This is a genomic window from Pseudomonas sp. NBRC 111140 (assembly GCF_001320885.1).
Taxonomy (GTDB): Bacteria; Pseudomonadota; Gammaproteobacteria; order Pseudomonadales; family Pseudomonadaceae; genus Aquipseudomonas; species Aquipseudomonas putida_P.
The window spans coordinates 23,737-43,176 of the sequence record NZ_BCBQ01000053.1 but is presented as its reverse complement, the minus strand read 5'-3'; the positions used below and the strand labels follow the sequence as shown (position 1 = coordinate 43,176).

Below are 19,440 nucleotides of genomic sequence, written 5' to 3'. Positions count from 1 at the left end.
ATGGCCGGGTCGTACGCTGCGGCGTTCTTCCAGGGGGTGATGCTGGGGGCGTTCATCGAGGGGCACTCGATCGTCGACGGGGTGGCCACCAATGGCCTGATGAGCTGGCTTACGCCGTTCAACGTGTTCTGCGGGGTTGGGGTGGTGGTGGCCTATGCGCTGCTGGGCGCCACCTGGCTGGTACTGAAGACCGAAGGCCGGCTACAGGCAAGCATCATTCGAGCCTGTACACCGATCACCCTGGCGACGGTGGCGGCCATGCTGATTGTCAGCATCTGGACCCCGCTGACGCATCCGGCGATCTTCGAACGTTGGTTCAGCCTGCCCAACTTCTGGTTCTTCCTGCCGGTACCGGTGCTGGTGCTGGTGGCCACCTGGGCGATTCTCAAATCGCTGCGTGGCGCACCCCATGCCGGGCCTTTCGTCTGGTCGCTGCTGCTGGTGTTCCTCGGTTTCACCGGGTTGGTGATCAGCATCTGGCCTTACGTACTCCCGCCCAGCCTGACCATCTGGGAGGCGGCGGCGCCACCGCAGAGCCTGGGCTTCGCGCTGGTCGGGGCGTTGCTGATCATCCCGTTCATCCTGGGGTATTCGGCCTGGTCGTATTATGTGTTCCGCGGCAAGGTGAAGGACGGCGAGGCCTATCATTGAGCCGTTGCGGGTAAACCCACCTCCCACACGGCTAGCGATCCTGCGCGAACACCTCGCGCAGGTGTGCCCGATAACTGTCGAACGCAGCAATCACCCCTGTCACTACCTCTGCTTCTTCCTGCTCACCCAGCACCAGGGCATCCAGCCTGGCAACAAATGCGCGCCAATGCAGCGCCCGGCCATCCGGGTGCGCTGCCAGGTGGCGGGCGCCCTGGTCACCGTCCAGCCCCAGGCGCTGGGTGTGCTTGAACAGGAACGCTGCCCCCAGGTTCGACCCTTCACTGCAATACAGCCAGCCCAGGGCCTGGGCCGGGCTGGCACGTATTTGTCGAGGGGGCGTTGGCAGCGGCAGGCCCAAATCGAGTAGGTCGCCCTCGACCGCCGCAAAATGCGACAGCTCAACCAACCCCGGCAGGCGCTGGTTGAGCTGTTCATCCTGATACAGCGCCAGCAGGCTGCCATGAAAGCGGTGCTGCACCTGCAGAAAGCGGCCATACCGCTCGCGGTTTTCAAAAGGCCGCGCCGCCATCACCAGTTGATCGACACTGTCATGGTCCCGGCTGCTGGCGGCCTTGAGGCGTTTGCAGCGGCTTGGCTCCGTAGAGGGGGAGAGGGCAGCGGTCATTGGCGTATCCGTGGCAACAGGGCAATGCCTCCATCATGCTTGCCTTCCCTGGTACGCAGCAAGTATCACCTCGTTCACCAATCCCGCCCTTGGCCCAGTAATTCCATCGCATGCTGGCGCAACTCCAGCAACCGTGGGTCATCTCGATGCCGCGGGTAACCCCGCTCGACCTTCAGCTCGGCCAGCACCCGCGCTGGCCGTGGCGAAAACACCAGCACCCGGTCACACAGCAACAGCGCCTCTTCGACATCATGGGTCACCAGCAACGAACTGTAGCCTTGCTGCTGCCACAGGCGGATCAGCTCGCCCTGCATGGCAATGCGGGTCAGCGAGTCGAGCTTGCCCAATGGCTCATCGAGCAGCAGCAGCCGAGGTTCGTTGATCAGCGCTCGGGCCAATGCCACACGCTGGGCCATACCGCCCGACAACTGGCGCGGGTAGGCATCACGAAACTGCAGCAGGCCGACCTTGTGCAAGGTCTCGTCCACCCGATGGCGCTGGGCCTTCAGCTGGCCACGGGCTTGCAGGCCGAGGGCGACGTTGTCCCACACGCTGCGCCATGGGTACAGCGTCGGGTCCTGGAACACCAGCACGCGCGAGTGGTGTGGGGCAACAATGGCCTGGCCGTCCGCCAGCAAGCTACCACTTTGCGTTGTTTCCAGCCCGGCAACCAGGCGCAGCAGGGTGGACTTGCCGCAACCGGACGGGCCAAGCAGCGCCACGCTCTCACCAGGCGCCAACTGCAGGTCGACCTTGTCCAGTACGGGCAGGCGCTCACTGCCCAAATCAAAGGCGTGGCTCAGCCCACGGATATCCAGCGCCATGCCGGTGTCCTGGGCCAGCACCGCTTGTACGCCACTCACCATTTCACTGCTCCCTTTTGCCAGGCCAGCACCCGGTCACGCACCAGGAACAACAGCGTGATCAGCCCCGAGCACAGCAATGCCATCACCAGCAGCGCTGCATACATGTTGGCGTAGGCAGCCCAGCCCTGCGCCCATTGCAGGTACCAGCCAAGGCCGGCCTTGACCCCCATCATCTCGGCCACAACCAGCACCGAGAACGAAGCCCCCAGGCCCATGAACAGGCCGACGAACACATGGGGCAGGGCAGCGGGGATCGCCACCCGCCAGACCAGGAAGCGCCCGCTGGCACCCAGGGTGCGCGCCACTTCGTAATAAGCCTTGTCCACGCTGGCCACCCCGGACCAGGTCAGCACCGTGACCGGGAACCAGGTGGCAAGGGCTATCAGGAACACGCTGGCGCTCCAGCTGGAAGGGAAGAAGAAAAAGCAGATTGGCAGCAGCGCCGTGGACGGCACCGGCCCGAGGATGCGCAGCACCGGGTGTACCCAGTAGCCGATCCGGTGCGACCAGCCAATCGCCACGCCGGCGATGAAACCGGCCGCACCGCCGATGACTACACCGTTGAGCAGCAGCCACAGCGAATGCAGCAGGCTTTCGCCAAGCCGCGACCAGTCATCGACGAACACTTCGATCAGCGCCTGGGGCGGCGCGAAAAACGGTACCGGCAGCAATACCACCTTGGCTGTGACCAGCAGCCACAGGCCAAGCAACAAGGGCAAGGCGACCAGCCACGCAGCGGCCGGCCGCAACCGAGCGACGCTGCGGGTAAACACCCCCGGCAACAGTGCGAGCAGCGCCAGCAGCCCGCCGGCCACTGCGCCCGCCAATGCCAGTTCGCGGGTGAATGGCCAAGGTTTGCCACCGTCCGGGTAGAACTGGGTGAACAGCGCGAAGGCGACCCAGGCCAGTGCCGCCAGCAGGCCGCCACGCCATACGGCGATGGCGGGTGCTTTGGCGGTTCGGCTTTGCTCAAGCGAATACGTTGGCATGGATGCTCTCCGCGAATTCCAGCGGGTCGGTGCGTGGGCGCAGTACCTCGATGTTCTTCAGGTCACGGGCGTACACGGCAATTTCCTTCACGAAGGAGTTACCCACCGAGTAATAACCGTGGGTGTGTTCGGTGAGGATGGCGCGTACTTCTTCCTTGGAGGTGTTGATGGCGAACTTGAGGAATTCTTCGGCCACCGCGTCGGGGTTACGCGATGCCCACGCATGGGCCTGCAGAATCGAGTGAGTGATGGCGGCAGCGACCGGGGTGTCATTGCGCGCCAGCTGGCCGCTGACGCCGACCACGCAGCAGCTCATGTTGGCGTATTCCTCGACCATATTGGTCGCCAGCTCGCGGAACCCTGGCTGCTGCTTGACCCGGTACATGAGCGGGTCCGAACCGCTGGCAGCCTGGATCTCGCCCTTTTGCAGGGCAACGCTGAGCAGATCGATGGGGTAGACCCGCCAGGTCACGTCGCGCACCGGGTCGACGCCATGGCGCTTGAGCATCAGCGAGAAGAAGTTCTTGTCCGCTGCCGCCATGTCGGTAACGCCGATGGTGGTGCCTTTCAAGGCCGCGAAGTCCTGCGGGCCGCCGTCCAGGGTCAACAGACGCAGGCAGCCGCCATGGGTGCCTGCGGTCAGTTTGACATCGAAGCCCTGTTCCAGCGCTTTCAGCCAGCGCAGTGCCATGCCGGTGGCGGCATCGGCCTTGCCGGTGGCCATCGACTCCAGCAGCACCTCGGTGGAGTTACCGAAGTTGACGAATTCCACATCCAGGTTGTGGCGTTTGAAAATGCCTTGGCTGTCGGCTACGGCCACCGGTGCCAGGCACACGGCATTGAGGTTGGTCGCCAGCCTGACCTTGCGCGGTTCGGGCAGCACCCAGCGGTTGCTCTCCAGGTCCAGGCCACTGCCGACGGGTTGTACGGCGTGCTCGCTGTGGCCGGCGTGGCTGCTGTCGGCGAAGGCCAAGCGGCCGAACAAGGTTGCCGCCGTGGCGGTGCCGGCCAACGCCAGCAGTTGACGGCGGTTGAATGAAGCAATGGGCATGGCGCCTCCATGTGCGATCAGGGGGCAGGCACCACGTGGTCGGGTAGCGTGCGAGAAACCGGCAGCTCAAGGCCGGCTGAGTGGCTTAGACAGTAAAGGCTTTCTGCATAATAATAAAATTCAATTTAGATATAACTTAATATGCAAAAAATGCATTTATTGCGCTGAGCTGTCGCGACCTGCTCGGTTCGCGACGATGGAGCGCAAGGTCGATGCTCATTTATCATGCTGGCTGCCTTCACCTTGCCCTAGGAAACCTGCCATGAGCGCCCCCCAGTTTCGCACCCCCATTCCCGCAGATGCCGAGCGCTGCTACGCCATCGAAATTGGCGCCTATGAGGGGGATGAGGCGGCCACGCTGGAAAAAATCCGCACGCGTATCGCGCAGTACCCGCAAGGCTTCCTGTTGCTGGAACGTGACGGCGAGATCGTCGGTTTCATCAACAGCGGCTGCGCCCACGACGTGGTGATGTCCGACGAAGCGTTCAAGGAACTGGTCGGCCATGACCCGGCAGCGCCGAACGTGGTGATCATGTCGGTGGTGGTAGACCCGGCGCACCAGGGCAAAGGCTACGCCAAGCTATTGATGGACGCGTTCATCGCACGCATGCAGGCGGCGGGCAAGCAGACCATTCACCTGATGTGCAAGGAGCAGCATGTGCCCTTGTACCAGAAGCTTGGCTACCAGTACGTGAAGCCGTCGCCATCGGACCACGGCGGTATGGCGTGGCATGAGATGATCATGTCCCTGTGAGTGCCACTCAAGGCAACTCAACACTGCAAGGCATCGCGCAGTTGCATGACGCCATCGAGCGCCAGCGCCTGGGCTGAGTAGCACAGGCCGATGCGTCGACGCAGGTCCAGTTGGGGCATGGGTTGCCAGCGCACGCCAGGATGCTCGGCGGCCAGTGACTGCGGCACGATTGCAGCGCCCAGCCCGGCGGCGACCAATTCCAGGGCCAACACAAAGCTATCGGCTTCTGCTACCGGGTTCACGCTGTAGAACGGCAGCAGGCGCTGATGGCTCGGCTGCGCAGGGCAGGTAATCCAGTGCTCGGCAGCGCTTGCCTGGGTTGCAAGGGCCAGCACGAACGGGTCGCTGTGCAGCGGCAAGAACAACTCATCTTCACAGCGCTGCTCTTCGCTGGCCAGCCGCACCTCGCCCATGCAGCCGGTTACCAATTGCAGGCGCACTGGGGGCTGGATGGCCGCCGCCGCCAGCACAAGCTTGGCCAGCACCGCTTTGCTTACATCCTGCTCGACGCCAACCTGCAACGGTGAACGTTCACGATCACCCTTGAAACGCCCCAGCAGGCGGTTGGCATCGGCGACCATCCGTTGCGCCTCGGGGTACAGCGCGCGGGCATCTTCGGTCACGTCCACGCCACGGGCCTGGCGCACGAACAGCGTGGTGCCCAAGGCTTCTTCCAGTGCCTTGATACTGCCAGACAGCGCCGGTTGGCTAAGGTGTATCGAACGTGCGGCGGCGGTGATGTTGCGCTCTTCGAACACGGCGATGAAAGCACGGAGCTGGCGATAATCCATGGGTTACCCATAAGTGATGCCGATGGTTGCGAAAGGAATTTCCCATTTTTCGGCAGAAAAACTGGCTTCTATACTCGCTCTACTTCTTACCCATAGGCAAATTGGATAACAGGATGGCGACCATGACCAACACCCATAAACCGCTGGTGGTAATTACCGGTGCCAGCTCCGGCATTGGCCTGGCCACCGCCAAGCTGCTGTCCAGCCGCGGCCATGCACTGTTGCTGCTGTCTCGCCGCCTGGCGCCGATGCAACAACTGCAGTTGCCCAACACGCTGGCGCTGCCGGTCGATGTGACTGACCGCGCGGCTGTGCTGGCTGCCGTTGCCGAGGCCGAGGCACGCTTTGGCCCGGTCGACGCGATCATCAACAATGCCGGTGTAATGCTGCTGGGCGCAATCGCCACACAGGACCCAGAGCAGTGGGACCGCATGCTCGACGTGAACGTGCGTGGGCTGCTCAACGGCATCCATGCCGTGGCCGGCGGCATGGTCGAGCGCAAGCACGGCACCATCATCAACGTCAGCTCCGTGGCCGGGCGCAAGGCCTTCCCCAACCATGTCGCCTATGTCGGTACCAAGTTCGCCGTTACAGGCCTGTCGGAAAACCTGCGCGAAGAACTGGCACCGAGTAACGTGCGGGTGATCACCATCGAGCCGGGCGCTGTCGACACCGAACTGCTCAGCCACACAACCGATGACGCCATCAAGGCGGGCTACAACGACTGGAAGCAGGAAATGGGCGGGGTGCTGACGGCGCAGACCATTGCCGAGACCATCGGCTTTGCCTATGGCCAACCGCAATCGGTGTGCATTCGCGAAATTGTGGTGTGCGCTACCCGTCAGCAGCAATAACCGACCCGATCGACTGGCGCGGTTTCCTCCAGGAGACCGCGCCAGCCTATAGAGGAGCAGTGTCAGTGCATGTGCGCCACTGACGTCTTACCCGTTTTGAAGTGCCCCTCATCAGCCTCCATGATCGGCACTTCGTTGCCGTCCCGGTCATACAGCTTGCCATCACGGAACACATCGCCTTCATTCAACCCGGCGATGTCCCGGTAGCGCAGGGTGCGCTCGCTGGCCGCGACGAACACCGACTGTTGATCGGAGTTGCCAGCGCGCAGGTGGTTGAACAGCAGGTTGAGCAGAATCGCCATGATCGCCGCCGAGCTGATGCCCGAGTGGAAGATGGTCTCGAACCAGGCCGGGAAGTGGTGATAGAAGCCTGGCGCTGCGATCGGGATCATGCCAAAGCCGATCGAGGTGGCGACAATGATCAGGTTCATGTTGTTGCGGTAGTCCACCTGGGCCAGGGTGCGGATGCCGCTGGCCGCGACCGTGCCGAACAGCACCAGCCCGGCGCCACCGAGCACCGCTGTAGGCACCGCGGCGACCAGCCGGCCCATCACCGGCAGCAGCCCCAGGGTCACCAGGATCAGCCCGGCGCTGGCCACCACGTAGCGGCTCTTCACCCCGGTCACGGCCACCAGGCCGACGTTCTGCGCAAAGGCACTTTGCGTGAACGAGCCGAACAGCGGCGCCAGGGCGCTGGAAATCATGTCGGCGCGCAGGCCATTGCCCAGTCGCTTGGAGTCGACCGGGGTGCCGATGATTTCACCCACCGCCAGGATGTCGGCCGAGGTCTCGACCATGGTCACCACGATGACGATAAGCATGGACAGAATCGCCGCCACCTGGAACTGCGGCGCACCGAAGTGCAGCACCTCGGGCATGGCCATCCACGGCCCTTGCAGTGCCTGGGAGAAATCCGCCATGCCGGTGGCCATCGCCGCCAGCGTGCCGATCACGATCGCCAGCAGGATCGACAGGCGCGACAGGCTGGCACTGCCCAGCTTGCTCAGCAGCAGTACCGAGGCCAGGGTGAACGCGGCCAGGCCAATGTTAGCCGGGCTGCCGAAGTCGGCGGCCTGGCTGTTGCCGCCCATGGCCCAGCGCGCGGTCACCGGCATCAAGGTCAGGCCGATGGTGGTGATGACGATGCCGGTCACCAATGGCGGAAAGTACTTGATGATGCGTGAGAACAGCGGGGTGATCAGCAGGCCGACCAGCGATGACACGATCACTGCGCCGAACACCACCTGCATGCCCCCGATACCGTCATTGCCGATGATCGCGACCATGGTGGCGACGCTGGCGAAGGACACCCCTTGGACCAGTGGCAGGCGGCAGCCGAAGAAGGGAATGCCCAAGGTCTGCAGCAGCGTTGCCAGGCCGCCGGCGAACAGCGACGCGGCGATCAGCAGGCCAACGTCGCCAGCGCTGAGGCCGGCGGCTTGGCCGATGATCAGCGGCACGGCGATCATGCCGCCATACATGGTCAGTACATGCTGCAGGCCGTAAGCCAGGTTGGCGCCCACGCCGAGGTTCTCGTCTTCTGGACGAGGTGAAGCGGGAGAAGTCATGGTGAGTAGCTCGCTTTGTTATTTTATGCGTCTAACAGCACGGTCTCAGTCGCATTCGTTGAGAAAAGAACAGGCAGGAATGGGCTGCTGCGCCCGGCTTGGGGCGCAGCAGCCCGGGTGCATCACGCGCCGCTGACCAACTGGTGTGCCAGCTGGTTGTGGCGCTCCAGCACGCGTGGCAGGTCGACGGTGGCCAGCTGGCCATCCTTCACCACCACACGGCCGTTGATCACGCTGGTGTGCACTTGGGTTGGCGTGCAGAACACCAGCGCTGCCAGCGGGTCGTGGTGGCCGCCGGCATAGGCCACGTGGCCCAGGTCGAACGCGACGAAGTCGGCGACCATGCCGGGGGCCAGGGCGCCGATGTCATTGCGGTTGAGCACCTTGGCGCCGCCGAGGGTGGCGATTTCCAGGGCTTCGCGTGCGGTCATGGCGTCGGGGCCGAAGCCCACCCGCTGGAGCAGCAAGGCCTGGCGCACTTCACCGATCATGCTGGCGCCGTCGTTGGACGCCGAGCCATCGACCCCCAGGCCCACCGGTACGCCGTGGTCGCGCATCTTGCGCACCGGGGCGATACCCGAGGCCAGGCGCATGTTCGAGCATGGGCAGTGGGCAACGCCGGTGCCGGTGCGGGCGAACAGCTCGATGCCATGCTGGTCGAGCTGTACACAGTGGGCATGCCAGACATCGTGGCCGACCCAGCCGAGGTCTTCGGCGTATTCGGCAGGGGTCATGCCGAACTTTTCGCGGCTGTAGGCGATGTCGTTGACGTTTTCGGCCAGGTGGGTGTGCAGCGACACCCCGTACTGGCGCGCCAGCACGGCAGCTTCACGCATCAAGTCACGGCTGACCGAGAACGGCGAGCACGGCGCGACCACGATGCGGCGCATCGAGCCGTGGCTGGCGTCGTGGTAGTCCTCGATCAGGCGTTGCGACTCCTTGAGGATGTCGGCTTCCTTTTCCACCACCGAGTCGGGTGGCAAGCCGCCCTGGCTCTGGCCCACGCTCATGCTGCCGCGTGCGGCGTGGAAGCGCATGCCGATCTCGGCGGCAGCGTGGATGCTGTCATCGAGCTTGCAACCGTTGGGGTAGATGTACAGGTGGTCGCTGGAGGTGGTGCAGCCGGAGAGGATCAGTTCGGCCATGGCGGTCTGGGTCGACACCGCGATCATTTCGGGGGTCAGGCGTGCCCAGATCGGGTACAGGTTGGTCAGCCAGTTGAACAGTTCGCCGTCCTGGGCCGCCGGTACCACGCGGGTGAGGCTCTGGTACATGTGGTGGTGGGTGTTGACCAGGCCAGGGATGACCACTTTGCCGGCCATGTCGAGGACGACGTCGGCTTGTTGTGGCAGGGTATCGCTGGGGCCGACCTGTTTGATCAGGTTGTCTTCGATGAACAGGCCGCCGTTCTTGATCTCGCGGCGTTGGCCGTCCATGGTGACCAACAGAGCGGCGTTTTTGACGAGTAGCGTTTTTGCAGGGGTTGTAGGTGACATGGCGTAAGCCTGCCGCAATACGCATCGGCGATTACCGATGTCATAGGCGCAGGGCATTGTAATCAAGCTTTTTGCTGATTGTATACAGCTTTGCTGGGCCTGTGCTGGCCTCTTCGCGGGCAAGCCCGCGCCCACAAGGGCGTTGCACAACCCTGAAGGCCGGCGCAATCCTTGTGGGTGCGGGGTTGACCGCGCAGCTTAGGTCTCAACGGCTCTGGGGCATTTCCCCGCGCGCCAGGCGGGCGTTGATATCGGCGATTACCCCGGGTAGCTCGGCGATGGTGTCGATCAGGTAATGCGGTCGCGACCCTTCGAACAGGCTGCCGATGCGCTGGCGTTGCTGTTCCAGTTCCGCTTCGGGCAGGGCCTTGTACTGCTCATGGGTGAGCCCAAGCGCGTTGCCTGAGCAGGTCAGGGCCACGGTCCACATCCCGGCGCTGCGCCCTTCGAGAATGCCCGGCCAGGTGTCGTCGACCTTGACGCAAGCTGCCACGTCGCTCACCCCCAGGGCGACCACGTTGGCCAGTGCCTGCGCGGGGTAGGGGCGGCCATTGGGTACCTCGTCGGTTGCCACCACGTGGTCGGCGCTGTAGCCATTGCGCAAGGCCAGGGCCACTACCTTTTCCATCACCACCGCCGGGTAACCCGAGCACGAGCCAATTTTCAGCCCCTGTTGGCGCATCTGGGCGATGGCCTCCAGCGCTCCGGGGATCAGCGCCGAATGGTCGGCGATCTTCTCGATCTGCAAGGGCATGAAGCGCTCGTAGATGGCTGTTACATCGTCGTCGCTTGGCGTGTGGCCGAAGGCGGCGTGGTAACGCGCAGCGATGGCCGGCACATTGCACAGGGTGCGAATGTGGTCCCACTTGCCCATCCCCATGGGCCCGCGGGCTTCTTCCAGGCTGACCTGCACGCCGAACTCGGCAAAGGCCTCGACAAAGATCTGGGTGGGGGCAAACGAGCCGAAATCCACCACGGTGCCGGCCCAGTCGAGAATGGCGGCTTGCAGTTGCTTGGGTTGCTGATAGTGCATGGCAAAACTCCAGTGGGTAAGAACTCAGGGTGCGCGCGGCCCGCCCGGCACACTGGCAGGCTCGCGGTGGTCATGGGGGCATCAGTGCGCGTTGAGCGCGTCGAACAGCTCGGCGATGATCGCCCGGTTACGGCGGATGCCCAGGCAGCACAGGTAGTAATGGATGTGGAACGGGTCTTCGGCAAAGGCGATGGAGCGCGTGCCGGGGCGGTCGGCGTACTCCACTGCCGAGACAAAGCCCACGCCAATACCATGCACCACCGCATGCACGATGGCCTCGCGGCTGTTCAACTGCATCGCGCAATCCAGTGTCACGCCATGCTGGCGGCAGCCTTCTTCGACCAGTTGCCGGGTGCGCGATGCCGCTTCGCGCAATACCACCCGCTGGCCGGCAATGTCCTTGACGCTGACACTCGCCTGCCGCGCCCACGGGTGGTCGTCGCGCACCACCGCCAGAATCGGGCAAGTGCGGTAAAGCCGCGTGCTCAGGCGCTGGTCGAACTCCGACAGGGCGAGGATGGCCAGGTCTATGTCGAAGTTGTACAGCCGCTCCAGCGTGCCGGCTTCGCTGCTGAACGAGGTTTCCAGCTCGATCTGCGGGTAGCGCTGCATCAGCTCGTAGGTCAGGCTCATGGCAATCGGCGGCGACACCGCCCCGATGCGCAACATGCCTTGCTTGCGCTGCTGGAAGCTCTGCAACAGTTGCAGCGCTTCGTCCTCCTGGCCGAACAGGCCCTGGGTAATTTCGTACAGCTGGCGGCCTGCCGGGCTGAGCTCGATAAAGCGCCCTCGACGGTGGAACAGTTCCACGCAAAAGCGCTTTTCCAGGCCACTGACCTGCTCGCTGATGGTTGGCTGGCCGATGCTCAGCAACTCGGCGGCCTGGGTGAAACTGCCGGTGCGCGCCACCGCATGAAATGAGCGCAACCACTTGTGGTACTGGTACATGACACCTCTTTGGCAATGGCATGGACGACATGGCAGGCACCCTCAGCGGCGTACGAACAGGGCGACCAGGGCACTGCAGGCGCAGGCGCTGGTGACCACGATGAAAATCAGCGAGGTGTTGCCGGTGGTGTCGAGCATACGTCCGATCAGCGGCTCTGCCAGCCCGGCGAACAGGTACGAGGCGAAATTCATGATGCCGGTGGCGGTGCCGGCGCGACGCGCGCCGACCAGGTCCGGGCACAGCGCCCAGAAGCTCGATGCCGGGCCGTAGACGAAGAAACCGCAGAGGAACAGCGCCAGCAGGCCAACCGCGCTGTGCGCTGGCAGGCTCCACATCCACAGGCTGGTGAGCGCGCCCAGCACCATGTACAGCATGATCGCCAGGTAACGTTTGCTGCCGAACAGTTTGTCCGACACCCAGCCATTGCTCAGCGCGCCAACGGCCATGCCTACCGGCAAGGCGATGGTGATCCATTTCGGGTCGATGAAACTGTCGCCTTTCTGCCAGTTGGCACCCAGGAAATGCACGGGAACCCAGACGATCAAGCCGTACCGCGCGGCGTTCTGGAAGCCCAATGACACCGCTGCCACCAGCAGGCGCGGGTTTTTCAGCACGGCCAGGTAACGTTGGCGCGAGGTTTCTTCACCGCCCAGGCTGGCCTCGTTGGCACGGTCTTCGGCGTTGGCCACGCCAGTGTCGTCCAGCGCCGGGTAACCCATGTCTTGCGGGCGCTCCCGCGCCACCAGGTAGAAGACGATGCCACCGGCCAGCATCAGCAGCACAGGCAAGCGGAAAATCCAGCGCCACTCCAGGTGCAGCACATCGATCACCACCACCGAGGTCACATACGACAGCACCGATGCGCAGCCAGCGGCGAACACATAGAAGCCATACACCTTGCCGCGCTCGGCAGCGCCCCACCAGTTTGAAAGCAGGCGGCTGCCGGGCGCCCAGCCCAGGGCCTGGAAATAACCGTTGACGCCCCACGGCAGGATCAGGCTGAGAAAACCGCCAGCAAAGCTGGTGACCCAGTTGGCGCCGCACGACAACACGGCGCCGATGCTCATGATGCGTCGGCCGCCGAACTTGTCGGCGAGGTTGCCATTGATGGCTTGGCCAACGGCATACATCCACAGCATGGCGGTGGAGGCCCAGCCGAGGGTTTCCTTGCTCAGGCCGAACTCGGCCTGGATCCCGGGGATGGCGAAGCCGAAGGTTTGCCGCCCGGTGTAGAAGAACAAGTAGCAGAACATCGCGGCCAGCAGCATGCGCCATTGCGCAAGGCGAAACGGCAGGGTGCTGGGCATTGCGCCAGTCAGGGTTTGTGCGCGGTTCATGACGGTTTCCTTTTTGTTCTCTGGCGCCGGCCCATGGGGCTCGGCGAGTCGGCACTCTTGAAAGGTGCTACAGGAAAAACGCAGAAGATCAGGCGGCTTGCGCGCCGATGAAATTGCGCCCGCGGGCGCCCTGCAGGGCGGCGTCGATCATCGCCTCGGCCTCGGCGGCTGTCACGCCGTAATCTTCGAACTCGGTGCGCACGCCCAGGCGGTGAAGAAACGCCCGCAAGCGCTGTTGCGCTGCCGCGAGGTCGTGGCCGAACGCCTTTTGCAGGGTCTGGTCGCGCCCGGCATCACGGCCCCAGGCCAGGCCCAGCACCAGCGGCAGGGTGAACGAGCAGGCAATGCCGTGGGGCAGGCCGTGGCGCAAGGTCATTTCGTAGGAAATGGAATGGGCCAGCGCGGTCTTGGTGTTGGAAAAGGCCAACCCAGCCTTCAGTGCGGCCAAGGCCATGCGTGCGCGCAGTTCGGGGTTGCCAAGGTCTTGTTGCAGGCGTGGCAGGCAGTCGAGGATGTCCTCGATGGCCGACAGCGCGAAGGTGTCGGAGAGTGGGTTGGCGTTGTGGTTCCAGATCGACTCCAGCGCGTGGGACAGGGCATCCAGCCCGGTGGACACGGTTACGGCAGCCGGCACACTGAGCATCAGCTGCGGGTCGATCAATGCAACGCTGGGCCAGGTGCAGGGCAGGTGCAGCGAGTACTTCTTCTGCTGGCCGGCGTCCCACAGGGTGGCCCAAGGCGTCACCTCGCTGCCGGTGCCGGCCGTGGTTGGCGCGGCTACCAGGGTCTTGTGCCGGGGCGGAACAAACGGTTTGCCACTGGCCAGCAGGTCAAGCAGTTCGTCGAATCGGCCTGAAGCGGTACCGACGATCAGTGCCTTGGCGGTATCGATGGCGCTGCCACCCCCCAATGCCAGCACCGTATCGCAATCGCCGTGCTGGGCCCAGAAGGCTTCGTGCACGCCACGCAGCCAGGCGACATCGGGGTTGGGTTGGACGTTGTCTATCACGCACACCAGGCGCTCGCCCAACAGGCTGCGCACCCTGGCCAGCAGGCCGAGCTGCGCAGCTTCGGGAAAGGTAACCAAGGCGACCTTGCCAGGGCAGTGTTCGGCGATCTGGTCCAGGCTGCCACCGCCGAAAACGGTGGTGACCGGGTTGTGGAAGCAGGCAGGCATAGGCAGTTCCTTATTGTTGTTGGAAGGTGCGGCCATGCTCGACGGCTGGCGGTTTTCGTTCCAATCGATTGATTGCAGGGTGCTATCGGCCAGGCCGATAACGGGACGTGCGGGCATTGCGGGAACTCCAGGCATGGTTTGCCCGTCGCGCGCCCAGCGGGCGCACGTGGCAGGTTGCTTGTGCCGAGGGTAGGGCTGTGGATCAGTGGCGGGCGTTGCCCTGAATTGCATGGCGCAGGCGGTTGGAGGCCAGGTCGGCCAATACCACCATCACGGTGATGACCAGGATGCAGGTGGCGGTTTCCTGGTACTTGAACAGTTTCAGGCTGCTGACCAGCTCGAAGCCCAGGCCACCGGCACCGACCATACCCAGTACCGTGGCCGAACGCAGGTTCACCTCGAAGCGGTACAGCACCACGGCGATCCAGGCCGTGATCACCTGTGGTAGTACGCCGAAAGCGATCACCTGCAGTGGCCGTGCACCGGTCGCCTGCAGCGCTTCAATTGGCCCTTGGTCGATCTCCTCGATGCTTTCGGCAAAGAACTTGCCGAGCATGCCCACGCCATGCAGCGCCAGGGCCAGCACGCCTGGGAAGGGCCCCAGCCCCACCGCGGAGACGAACACCAGGGCCAGGATCAGTTCGTTGATGCTACGAATCACGTTCAGCATCTGCCGGGTGGCCTGGTACAGCCAGCGGTTGCCGTGCAGGTTGCGCGCCGCGAAAAAGCCCAGTGGCACGGCGAGGATGATCCCCAGCAACGTACCCCACAGGGCAATTTGCAGGGTTTCCAGGGCCGGCTGCCAAAGGCTTGGCAGGATGCTCAGGTCGGGCGGCAGCGAGCGGCCAAGGAAATCGCCGATCTGTGGTAGCCCGTTGGCCAACTCGGCCCAGCTCAGTTGTGCGCCTTCGGCGCTCCATTGCAACACCAGAACCACTGTCAGCAGCAGTGCGGCAGTGCCCAGCCAGCCACGGGCGCGGGTGGGTGTATTGACCAGCCATTGGTGGCTTTGTGGGTTCATGCCGAGGCTCCTGTGCCGGTGGTCAGCATCGGCCGGGCCACGGCCAGTGATACTGCGGGCTCATCGGATGAGGGCGTGTGATAGATACGCTGCAGGGCTGCTTCGTCCAAGTGCCCAGGCGGGCCATCGAACACCAGGCGCCCGCTGGCCAGGCCAACGATGCGGTCGGCGAAGGCCCGGGCCAGGTCTACCTGGTGCAGGTTGCACACAACGGTAATGCCGAGGGTGCGGCTGGCTTCGCGCAGGTACTGCATTACCACCTGCGCAGTATTCGGGTCGAGGCTGGCCACCGGCTCGTCGGCCAGGATGACCTGGGGCCGCTGGGCCAGCGCACGGGCGATGCCCACCCGCTGCATCTGCCCGCCAGACAGCGCATCGGTGCGTGAGCCGGCCTTGTGCTCCAGCTCCACCCGGCGCAGGCAGTCACGGGCCAATGCCACGTCGTCGCGGCGGAACAGCTGCAGCAGCGAGGTGAGGGTACTGCAGTGGCCCAGGCGACCGGTCAGTACGTTTTTCAGCACCGACAGGCGCGGCACCACGTTGTGATGCTGGAAGATCATTGCCACTTGCCGGCGCAGGGCGCGTTGATCGGCTGCGCGCATGGCGTTTACCCCGGCTACCTGCAGCTCGCCGCTGTCAGCCTTGGCCAGGCGGTTCATGCAGCGCAGCAGGGTGGACTTGCCGGCACCAGACTGGCCAAGGATCACCACGAATTCACCGGCTTGAACGTCCAGGTCGATGCCGCGCAGCACCGGGTTGTCGGCGTAGCCCTTGGCCAGTCGGCGGATGCGGATCATTTCAGGCTCCGCAGGTCGAGGTCGAGCACCTTGGCCGTGTCGCGAACCACGTTGTAGGCAGCATCGGTGGTTGGCTGGAAGCCATTGAGCATGCCCTGGTCACCCCACGGTACATCCTTGATCTCGGCAAACGCACCGCGCAGTTTGGCCTGCAGTTCGGGGTCGAGGTTCTTGCGCCAGACCATCGGAGATTCGGGAATGTCTGGCGAGGTCCACACCACCTGGAAGTCCTGCTGCTTGACCTGGCCACTGTTCACGGCGCCGGCCAGGATGCGGTCGGCCACGGCGGCGGCATCGACCTTGCGGTTTTCCACGGCGAGGATGCTGGCGTCGTGCGACCCCGAGAAGATCACCCGCGAGAACAGGGCTTTCGGGGCGTGCCCGGCGTGCTCCAGGCCGGCCTTGGGGAACAGGTGGCCGGAGGCAGAGCTGGGGTCGACGAAGGCAAAGGTATGCCCCTTGAGGTCGTCGAGCGTGCGGATGCCGCTGTCTTGGCGGGCAATGATCAGGCTGTGGTAGGCACTGCTGGCGGTCTTCCTGGTCACTGCCACGGCAAAGGCTTCGGCGCCTGCTACCTGGTTGGCAAGGACATAGGAGAACGGGCCGAGGTAGGCGACGTCCAGCTTGCCGGCGCGCAGGGCTTCGATCACCCCGTTGTAGTCGGTGGCAACGTACGGCTTGACCGGCATGCCCAGGCGCGCCTGCAACTGGTCGAGCACTTGCTGGCTGCTCTTGATCATGGCCTGGGAGTCTTCCGACGGGATCAGGCCGACGGTCAGCGCCTGCTGGGCTTGCACGGTGGGGGCGAGCAGCAGTGGCAGCAGGGCAAGGCGGGCACAGCGCAACAGTTTCGGGAGGGGTGTCATGGCAATACCGGAGTGGTTGTTGTCGGTAGTGCCAAAACTAGGGCTGTCATGTGACAGTCACGCCATCAATTCAATATGGGTTTTGCCAGCCAACCATTCAAAGGATCTATGGATGTCCACCGCCCGCTTGCGTACGTTCCTTGCCGTGGCCCGGCATGCCAGCTTCAGTGCCGGGGCCAGGGCCATTGGCCTCAGCCAGCCGACCGCCACCAACCAGGTCCAGGGGCTGGAGCGCGAATTCAACGTCGAACTGTTCCACCGCCGTGGCCGGCGCATCGAGCTGACCGCCGTTGGCCGCGCCTTGTTGCCGATTGCACAGCGGATGTGGATGCTCGAAGCCGAGGCCACCAGCCTGCTGCGCGACAGTGGCCAGCTTAACCGGGGGGAGCTGAAGATCGGTGCGGTGGGGCCGTTCCATGTGATCGAGATGGTCGACCGCTACCGGCAGGCGTATCCACAGATCGACGTGTCGATTCGCGTGGGCAACTCGGCGTCGGTGCTGGCCGATCTTCAGGGCTACGTGACCGATATCGGCGTGTTGGCAGGGCTGCATGATGACCCGGCGTTTGTCGCACAACGCTATGCCAGGCACGCGGTGATCCTGTTTGTCCGCGCCGATCACCCGTTCGCCCGTCATGACCAGGTTCTGCTGCAGGCGTTGCAGGGGCAGCCGTTGCTGCGCCGTGAGCAAGGTTCAACTACGCGGCTGGCGTTGGACAATGCACTGGATGCTGCCCAGGTAACACCGCGTATCGTCATGGAGATCGGCAGCCGCGAGGCGCTGCGCGAGGCGGTGATTCGTGGCATGGGTATTGGTGCGGTGTCCGAGGCAGAATACATCGCCGACCCCCGCTTGAAAGTGATCCGCATCGCACAGGACTCGGTGTATACCGAAACCTACCTGTACTACCTGGCCGAGCGACAGGGCAGCCAGGTCATTGCGTCGTTTCAGCGCACCCTTCAAGGCTGGCACGGCTAAAGGTGCCGTGCCAGTTCAACGCGGCAGGTATCACACCCCTTCGCGGCTGCTCACCCCATCGAGCAAACGCACAATCCCCAACGGGTTAGCGTTTTTCAACGCATCCGGCAGCAGCGCATCCGGGTAGTTCTGGAAACACACCGGCCGCAGGAAACGGTCGATCGCCAAGGTGCCCACCGACGTACCGCGTGCGTCGGAGGTGGCCGGGTAAGGCCCGCCATGCACCATGGCATCCGAAACTTCCACACCGGTCGGGTAGCCGTTGAGCAGCAGACGCCCGGCCTTGCGCTCCAGCAAAGGCACCAGCGAGGCAAAGGCGACCAGGTCGTCAGGTTCGGCAATCAGGGTGGCCGTCAGCTGGCCCTGCAGATGGCGCAGTGCTTCGGTCAGTTGCTGCGCATCGGCCACTTCAACCACCACGGTGGTCGGGCCGAACACTTCTTCCTGCAGCAGCGGGTCGCCGTTCAGCAGCAGGCTTACGTCCGCCTTGAACAGCTGTGGCTGGGCCTGGTTGCCGGTTTGTGGTTGCCCGGCCAGGTGCTGAATACCTGGGTGCGCCAGCAGGTGCTGGACACCGTTCTGGTAGCTGCGCAGGGTACCAGCGTTGAGCATGGTCTGCGGGCCTTGGTCTGCCATGCGTGCAAGCAGTGTTTGCACGAAACGCTCGAACTGCGCCGACCGGATACCCACTACCAGGCCTGGGTTGGTGCAGAACTGCCCGCAACCCACCACCACCGAGGCGGCCAGTTCGCCGGCGACTTGCTCGCCACGGGCTTGCAGCGCCTGGGGCAGGACGATAACCGGGTTGATGCTGCTCATTTCGGCAAACACCGGAATCGGTTGCGGGCGTGCCGCCGCCATGTCGCACAGGGCGCGGCCACCGCGCAGCGAACCGGTAAAACCGACCGCCTGGATGGCCGGGTGCTTGACCAGCGCTTCGCCCACGCCGGCACCGTAGATCAGGTTGAAAACGCCTGCCGGCATGTCGCTGCTGGCCACCGCGCGGTCGATGGCTGCGGCCACATGGGCGGCAGTGAGCATGTGCCCGCTGTGCGCCTTGAACACCACCGGGCAGCCGGCAGCCAGCGCCGAGGCCGTGTCCCCGCCAGCGGTGGAGAAGGCCAGGGGGAAGTTGCTGGCGCCGAACACGGCCACCGGGCCCACGCCGATGCGGTACTGGCGCAGGTCCGGGCGCGGCAGCGGGGTGCGCTGGGGCAGGGCGCGGTCGATACGAGCGGCGTAGAAGTCGCCACGGCGTACCACTTCGGCAAACAGGCGCAGCTGGTTGCTGGTGCGGCTGCGTTCACCACGGATGCGCGCTTCGGGCAGCGCGGTTTCGCGCATCACATGCTGGATGAAGTCATCACCCAATGCGTCCAGCTCGTCGGCGATGGCGTCGAGGAAGGCGGCGCGCTGGGCCGGGCGGGTGCTGCGGTAGGCCGGGTAGGCGGCCTCGGCGGCCTGCACGGCGGCCTCGACCTCATCGCCGGTCGCCTGATGGAAGGCGTAGGGCAGCGGCTCACCGGTATGGGCGTCGACGCTGTTCAGCAGCACGTCACCGTTGCCGCTGAGTTGGCCGGCGATGTGGTTCAGGCGGTGTTCGATGGACATTTCGTCTCCCGTTGGCAATGACAGT

The 19,440-nt window shown here is 64.3% G+C and carries 19 protein-coding genes; 4 read left to right on the top strand and 15 right to left on the bottom strand.

Annotated features, from left to right (window positions below):
- Positions 1 to 651, top strand: a 651-nt coding sequence (locus APH42_RS17490; RefSeq protein WP_177336862.1) for a cytochrome d ubiquinol oxidase subunit II, incomplete at its 5' end; no start/stop codon positions are given.
- Positions 652 to 682: 31 nt separating this feature from the next.
- Here APH42_RS17490 and APH42_RS17485 read toward each other — a convergent pair.
- The 4 genes from APH42_RS17485 to APH42_RS17470 form a co-directional block, all read right to left on the bottom strand.
- A complete protein-coding gene (locus APH42_RS17485; protein ID WP_060493872.1) occupies positions 683 to 1,276 on the bottom strand; it encodes a biliverdin-producing heme oxygenase in 594 nt (197 codons plus the stop codon).
- 74 nt (positions 1,277 to 1,350) lie between these two features.
- Entirely contained in the window at positions 1,351 to 2,142 is a 792-nt protein-coding gene (locus APH42_RS17480) for an ABC transporter ATP-binding protein (RefSeq protein ID WP_060493871.1), read from the bottom strand.
- The gene (locus APH42_RS17475; protein WP_012272889.1) at positions 2,136 to 3,131 is read right to left on the bottom strand and encodes an ABC transporter permease; all 996 of its coding nucleotides are present in this window, start codon (positions 3,129 to 3,131) and stop codon (positions 2,136 to 2,138) included. The genes APH42_RS17480 and APH42_RS17475 overlap by 7 nt, the downstream gene beginning before the upstream one ends.
- Positions 3,112 to 4,182 carry an ABC transporter substrate-binding protein gene (locus APH42_RS17470; RefSeq protein ID WP_060493870.1) on the bottom strand — a complete coding sequence of 357 codons (1,071 nt, stop codon included), beginning with the start codon at positions 4,180 to 4,182 and terminating at the stop codon, positions 3,112 to 3,114. The genes APH42_RS17475 and APH42_RS17470 overlap by 20 nt, the downstream gene beginning before the upstream one ends.
- 262 nt (positions 4,183 to 4,444) lie before the next feature.
- Between APH42_RS17470 and APH42_RS17465 the strand changes: the two genes are divergently transcribed.
- Complete coding sequence (locus APH42_RS17465) at positions 4,445 to 4,936, top strand: GNAT family N-acetyltransferase (RefSeq protein ID WP_060493869.1); 492 nt, start codon at positions 4,445 to 4,447, stop codon at positions 4,934 to 4,936.
- A gap of 17 nt (positions 4,937 to 4,953) precedes the next feature.
- Here APH42_RS17465 and APH42_RS17460 read toward each other — a convergent pair whose 3' ends face one another.
- Positions 4,954 to 5,727, bottom strand: a complete 774-nt coding sequence (locus APH42_RS17460) for a LysR family transcriptional regulator (RefSeq protein WP_060493868.1) — start codon at positions 5,725 to 5,727, stop codon at positions 4,954 to 4,956.
- Positions 5,728 to 5,849: 122 nt separating this feature from the next.
- Between APH42_RS17460 and APH42_RS17455 the strand changes: the two genes are divergently transcribed.
- Positions 5,850 to 6,581, top strand: a complete 732-nt coding sequence (locus APH42_RS17455) for an SDR family oxidoreductase (RefSeq protein ID WP_012272885.1) — start codon at positions 5,850 to 5,852, stop codon at positions 6,579 to 6,581.
- A gap of 62 nt (positions 6,582 to 6,643) precedes the next feature.
- Here APH42_RS17455 and APH42_RS17450 read toward each other — a convergent pair whose 3' ends face one another.
- The 9 genes from APH42_RS17450 to phnD all read right to left on the bottom strand — a co-directional run bounded on the left by APH42_RS17450 (position 6,644) and on the right by phnD (position 16,825).
- Entirely contained in the window at positions 6,644 to 8,149 is a 1,506-nt protein-coding gene (locus APH42_RS17450) for a nucleobase:cation symporter-2 family protein (protein ID WP_060493867.1), read from the bottom strand.
- Positions 8,150 to 8,271: 122 nt separating this feature from the next.
- The gene (locus APH42_RS17445; protein WP_060493866.1) at positions 8,272 to 9,645 is read right to left on the bottom strand and encodes an 8-oxoguanine deaminase; all 1,374 of its coding nucleotides are present in this window, start codon (positions 9,643 to 9,645) and stop codon (positions 8,272 to 8,274) included.
- Between the two features lie 205 nt (positions 9,646 to 9,850).
- Positions 9,851 to 10,678, bottom strand: a complete 828-nt coding sequence (phnX, locus tag APH42_RS17440; protein WP_060493865.1) for a phosphonoacetaldehyde hydrolase — start codon at positions 10,676 to 10,678, stop codon at positions 9,851 to 9,853.
- 81 nt (positions 10,679 to 10,759) lie between these two features.
- The gene (locus APH42_RS17435; RefSeq protein WP_012272881.1) at positions 10,760 to 11,626 is read right to left on the bottom strand and encodes a LysR substrate-binding domain-containing protein; all 867 of its coding nucleotides are present in this window, start codon (positions 11,624 to 11,626) and stop codon (positions 10,760 to 10,762) included.
- A 42-nt stretch (positions 11,627 to 11,668) separates the two neighbouring features.
- Complete coding sequence (locus tag APH42_RS17430) at positions 11,669 to 12,964, bottom strand: MFS transporter (RefSeq protein WP_060493864.1); 1,296 nt, start codon at positions 12,962 to 12,964, stop codon at positions 11,669 to 11,671.
- 88 nt (positions 12,965 to 13,052) lie between these two features.
- Complete coding sequence (gene psrA, locus APH42_RS17425) at positions 13,053 to 14,141, bottom strand: iron-containing alcohol dehydrogenase PsrA (protein ID WP_041166735.1); 1,089 nt, start codon at positions 14,139 to 14,141, stop codon at positions 13,053 to 13,055.
- 202 nt (positions 14,142 to 14,343) lie between these two features.
- Positions 14,344 to 15,162: a phosphonate ABC transporter, permease protein PhnE gene (gene phnE, locus APH42_RS17420; RefSeq protein WP_060493863.1), complete on the bottom strand. Its 819-nt coding sequence runs from the start codon at positions 15,160 to 15,162 to the stop codon at positions 14,344 to 14,346.
- Positions 15,159 to 15,959, bottom strand: coding sequence for a phosphonate ABC transporter ATP-binding protein (gene phnC, locus APH42_RS17415; RefSeq protein ID WP_060493862.1), 801 nt, complete (start codon positions 15,957 to 15,959; stop codon positions 15,159 to 15,161). The genes phnE and phnC overlap by 4 nt, the downstream gene beginning before the upstream one ends.
- Positions 15,956 to 16,825, bottom strand: coding sequence for a phosphonate ABC transporter substrate-binding protein (gene phnD / locus APH42_RS17410; protein WP_082421416.1), 870 nt, complete (start codon positions 16,823 to 16,825; stop codon positions 15,956 to 15,958). Before phnD ends, phnC begins: the two co-directional genes overlap by 4 nt.
- Positions 16,826 to 16,937: 112 nt before the next feature.
- Between phnD and APH42_RS17405 the strand changes: the two genes are divergently transcribed.
- Positions 16,938 to 17,804 carry a LysR substrate-binding domain-containing protein gene (locus tag APH42_RS17405; RefSeq protein WP_012272875.1) on the top strand — a complete coding sequence of 289 codons (867 nt, stop codon included), beginning with the start codon at positions 16,938 to 16,940 and terminating at the stop codon, positions 17,802 to 17,804.
- Between the two features lie 30 nt (positions 17,805 to 17,834).
- On the opposite strand, the gene APH42_RS17400 is transcribed toward APH42_RS17405, so the two are convergent.
- Positions 17,835 to 19,415 carry an aldehyde dehydrogenase (NADP(+)) gene (locus APH42_RS17400; protein WP_060493861.1) on the bottom strand — a complete coding sequence of 527 codons (1,581 nt, stop codon included), beginning with the start codon at positions 19,413 to 19,415 and terminating at the stop codon, positions 17,835 to 17,837.
- Between the last annotated feature and the right edge of the window lie 25 nt (positions 19,416 to 19,440).

What these genes read in the sequence shown, in the direction of transcription:
- APH42_RS17485 (WP_060493872.1), bottom strand. Translation starts at nt 1,276, where the DNA reads ATGACCGCTGCCCTCTCCCCCTCTACGGAGCCAAGCCGCTGCAAACGC.
- APH42_RS17480 (WP_060493871.1), bottom strand. Translation starts at nt 2,142, where the DNA reads ATGGTGAGTGGCGTACAAGCGGTGCTGGCCCAGGACACCGGCATGGCG.
- APH42_RS17475 (WP_012272889.1), bottom strand. Translation starts at nt 3,131, where the DNA reads ATGCCAACGTATTCGCTTGAGCAAAGCCGAACCGCCAAAGCACCCGCC.
- APH42_RS17470 (WP_060493870.1), bottom strand. Translation starts at nt 4,182, where the DNA reads ATGCCCATTGCTTCATTCAACCGCCGTCAACTGCTGGCGTTGGCCGGC.
- APH42_RS17465 (WP_060493869.1), top strand. Translation starts at nt 4,445, where the DNA reads ATGAGCGCCCCCCAGTTTCGCACCCCCATTCCCGCAGATGCCGAGCGC.
- APH42_RS17460 (WP_060493868.1), bottom strand. Translation starts at nt 5,727, where the DNA reads ATGGATTATCGCCAGCTCCGTGCTTTCATCGCCGTGTTCGAAGAGCGC.
- APH42_RS17455 (WP_012272885.1), top strand. Translation starts at nt 5,850, where the DNA reads ATGACCAACACCCATAAACCGCTGGTGGTAATTACCGGTGCCAGCTCC.
- APH42_RS17450 (WP_060493867.1), bottom strand. Translation starts at nt 8,149, where the DNA reads ATGACTTCTCCCGCTTCACCTCGTCCAGAAGACGAGAACCTCGGCGTG.
- APH42_RS17445 (WP_060493866.1), bottom strand. Translation starts at nt 9,645, where the DNA reads ATGTCACCTACAACCCCTGCAAAAACGCTACTCGTCAAAAACGCCGCT.
- phnX (WP_060493865.1), bottom strand. Translation starts at nt 10,678, where the DNA reads ATGCACTATCAGCAACCCAAGCAACTGCAAGCCGCCATTCTCGACTGG.
- APH42_RS17435 (WP_012272881.1), bottom strand. Translation starts at nt 11,626, where the DNA reads ATGTACCAGTACCACAAGTGGTTGCGCTCATTTCATGCGGTGGCGCGC.
- APH42_RS17430 (WP_060493864.1), bottom strand. Translation starts at nt 12,964, where the DNA reads ATGAACCGCGCACAAACCCTGACTGGCGCAATGCCCAGCACCCTGCCG.
- psrA (WP_041166735.1), bottom strand. Translation starts at nt 14,141, where the DNA reads ATGCCTGCCTGCTTCCACAACCCGGTCACCACCGTTTTCGGCGGTGGC.
- phnE (WP_060493863.1), bottom strand. Translation starts at nt 15,162, where the DNA reads ATGAACCCACAAAGCCACCAATGGCTGGTCAATACACCCACCCGCGCC.
- phnC (WP_060493862.1), bottom strand. Translation starts at nt 15,959, where the DNA reads ATGATCCGCATCCGCCGACTGGCCAAGGGCTACGCCGACAACCCGGTG.
- phnD (WP_082421416.1), bottom strand. Translation starts at nt 16,825, where the DNA reads ATGACACCCCTCCCGAAACTGTTGCGCTGTGCCCGCCTTGCCCTGCTG.
- APH42_RS17405 (WP_012272875.1), top strand. Translation starts at nt 16,938, where the DNA reads ATGTCCACCGCCCGCTTGCGTACGTTCCTTGCCGTGGCCCGGCATGCC.
- APH42_RS17400 (WP_060493861.1), bottom strand. Translation starts at nt 19,415, where the DNA reads ATGTCCATCGAACACCGCCTGAACCACATCGCCGGCCAACTCAGCGGC.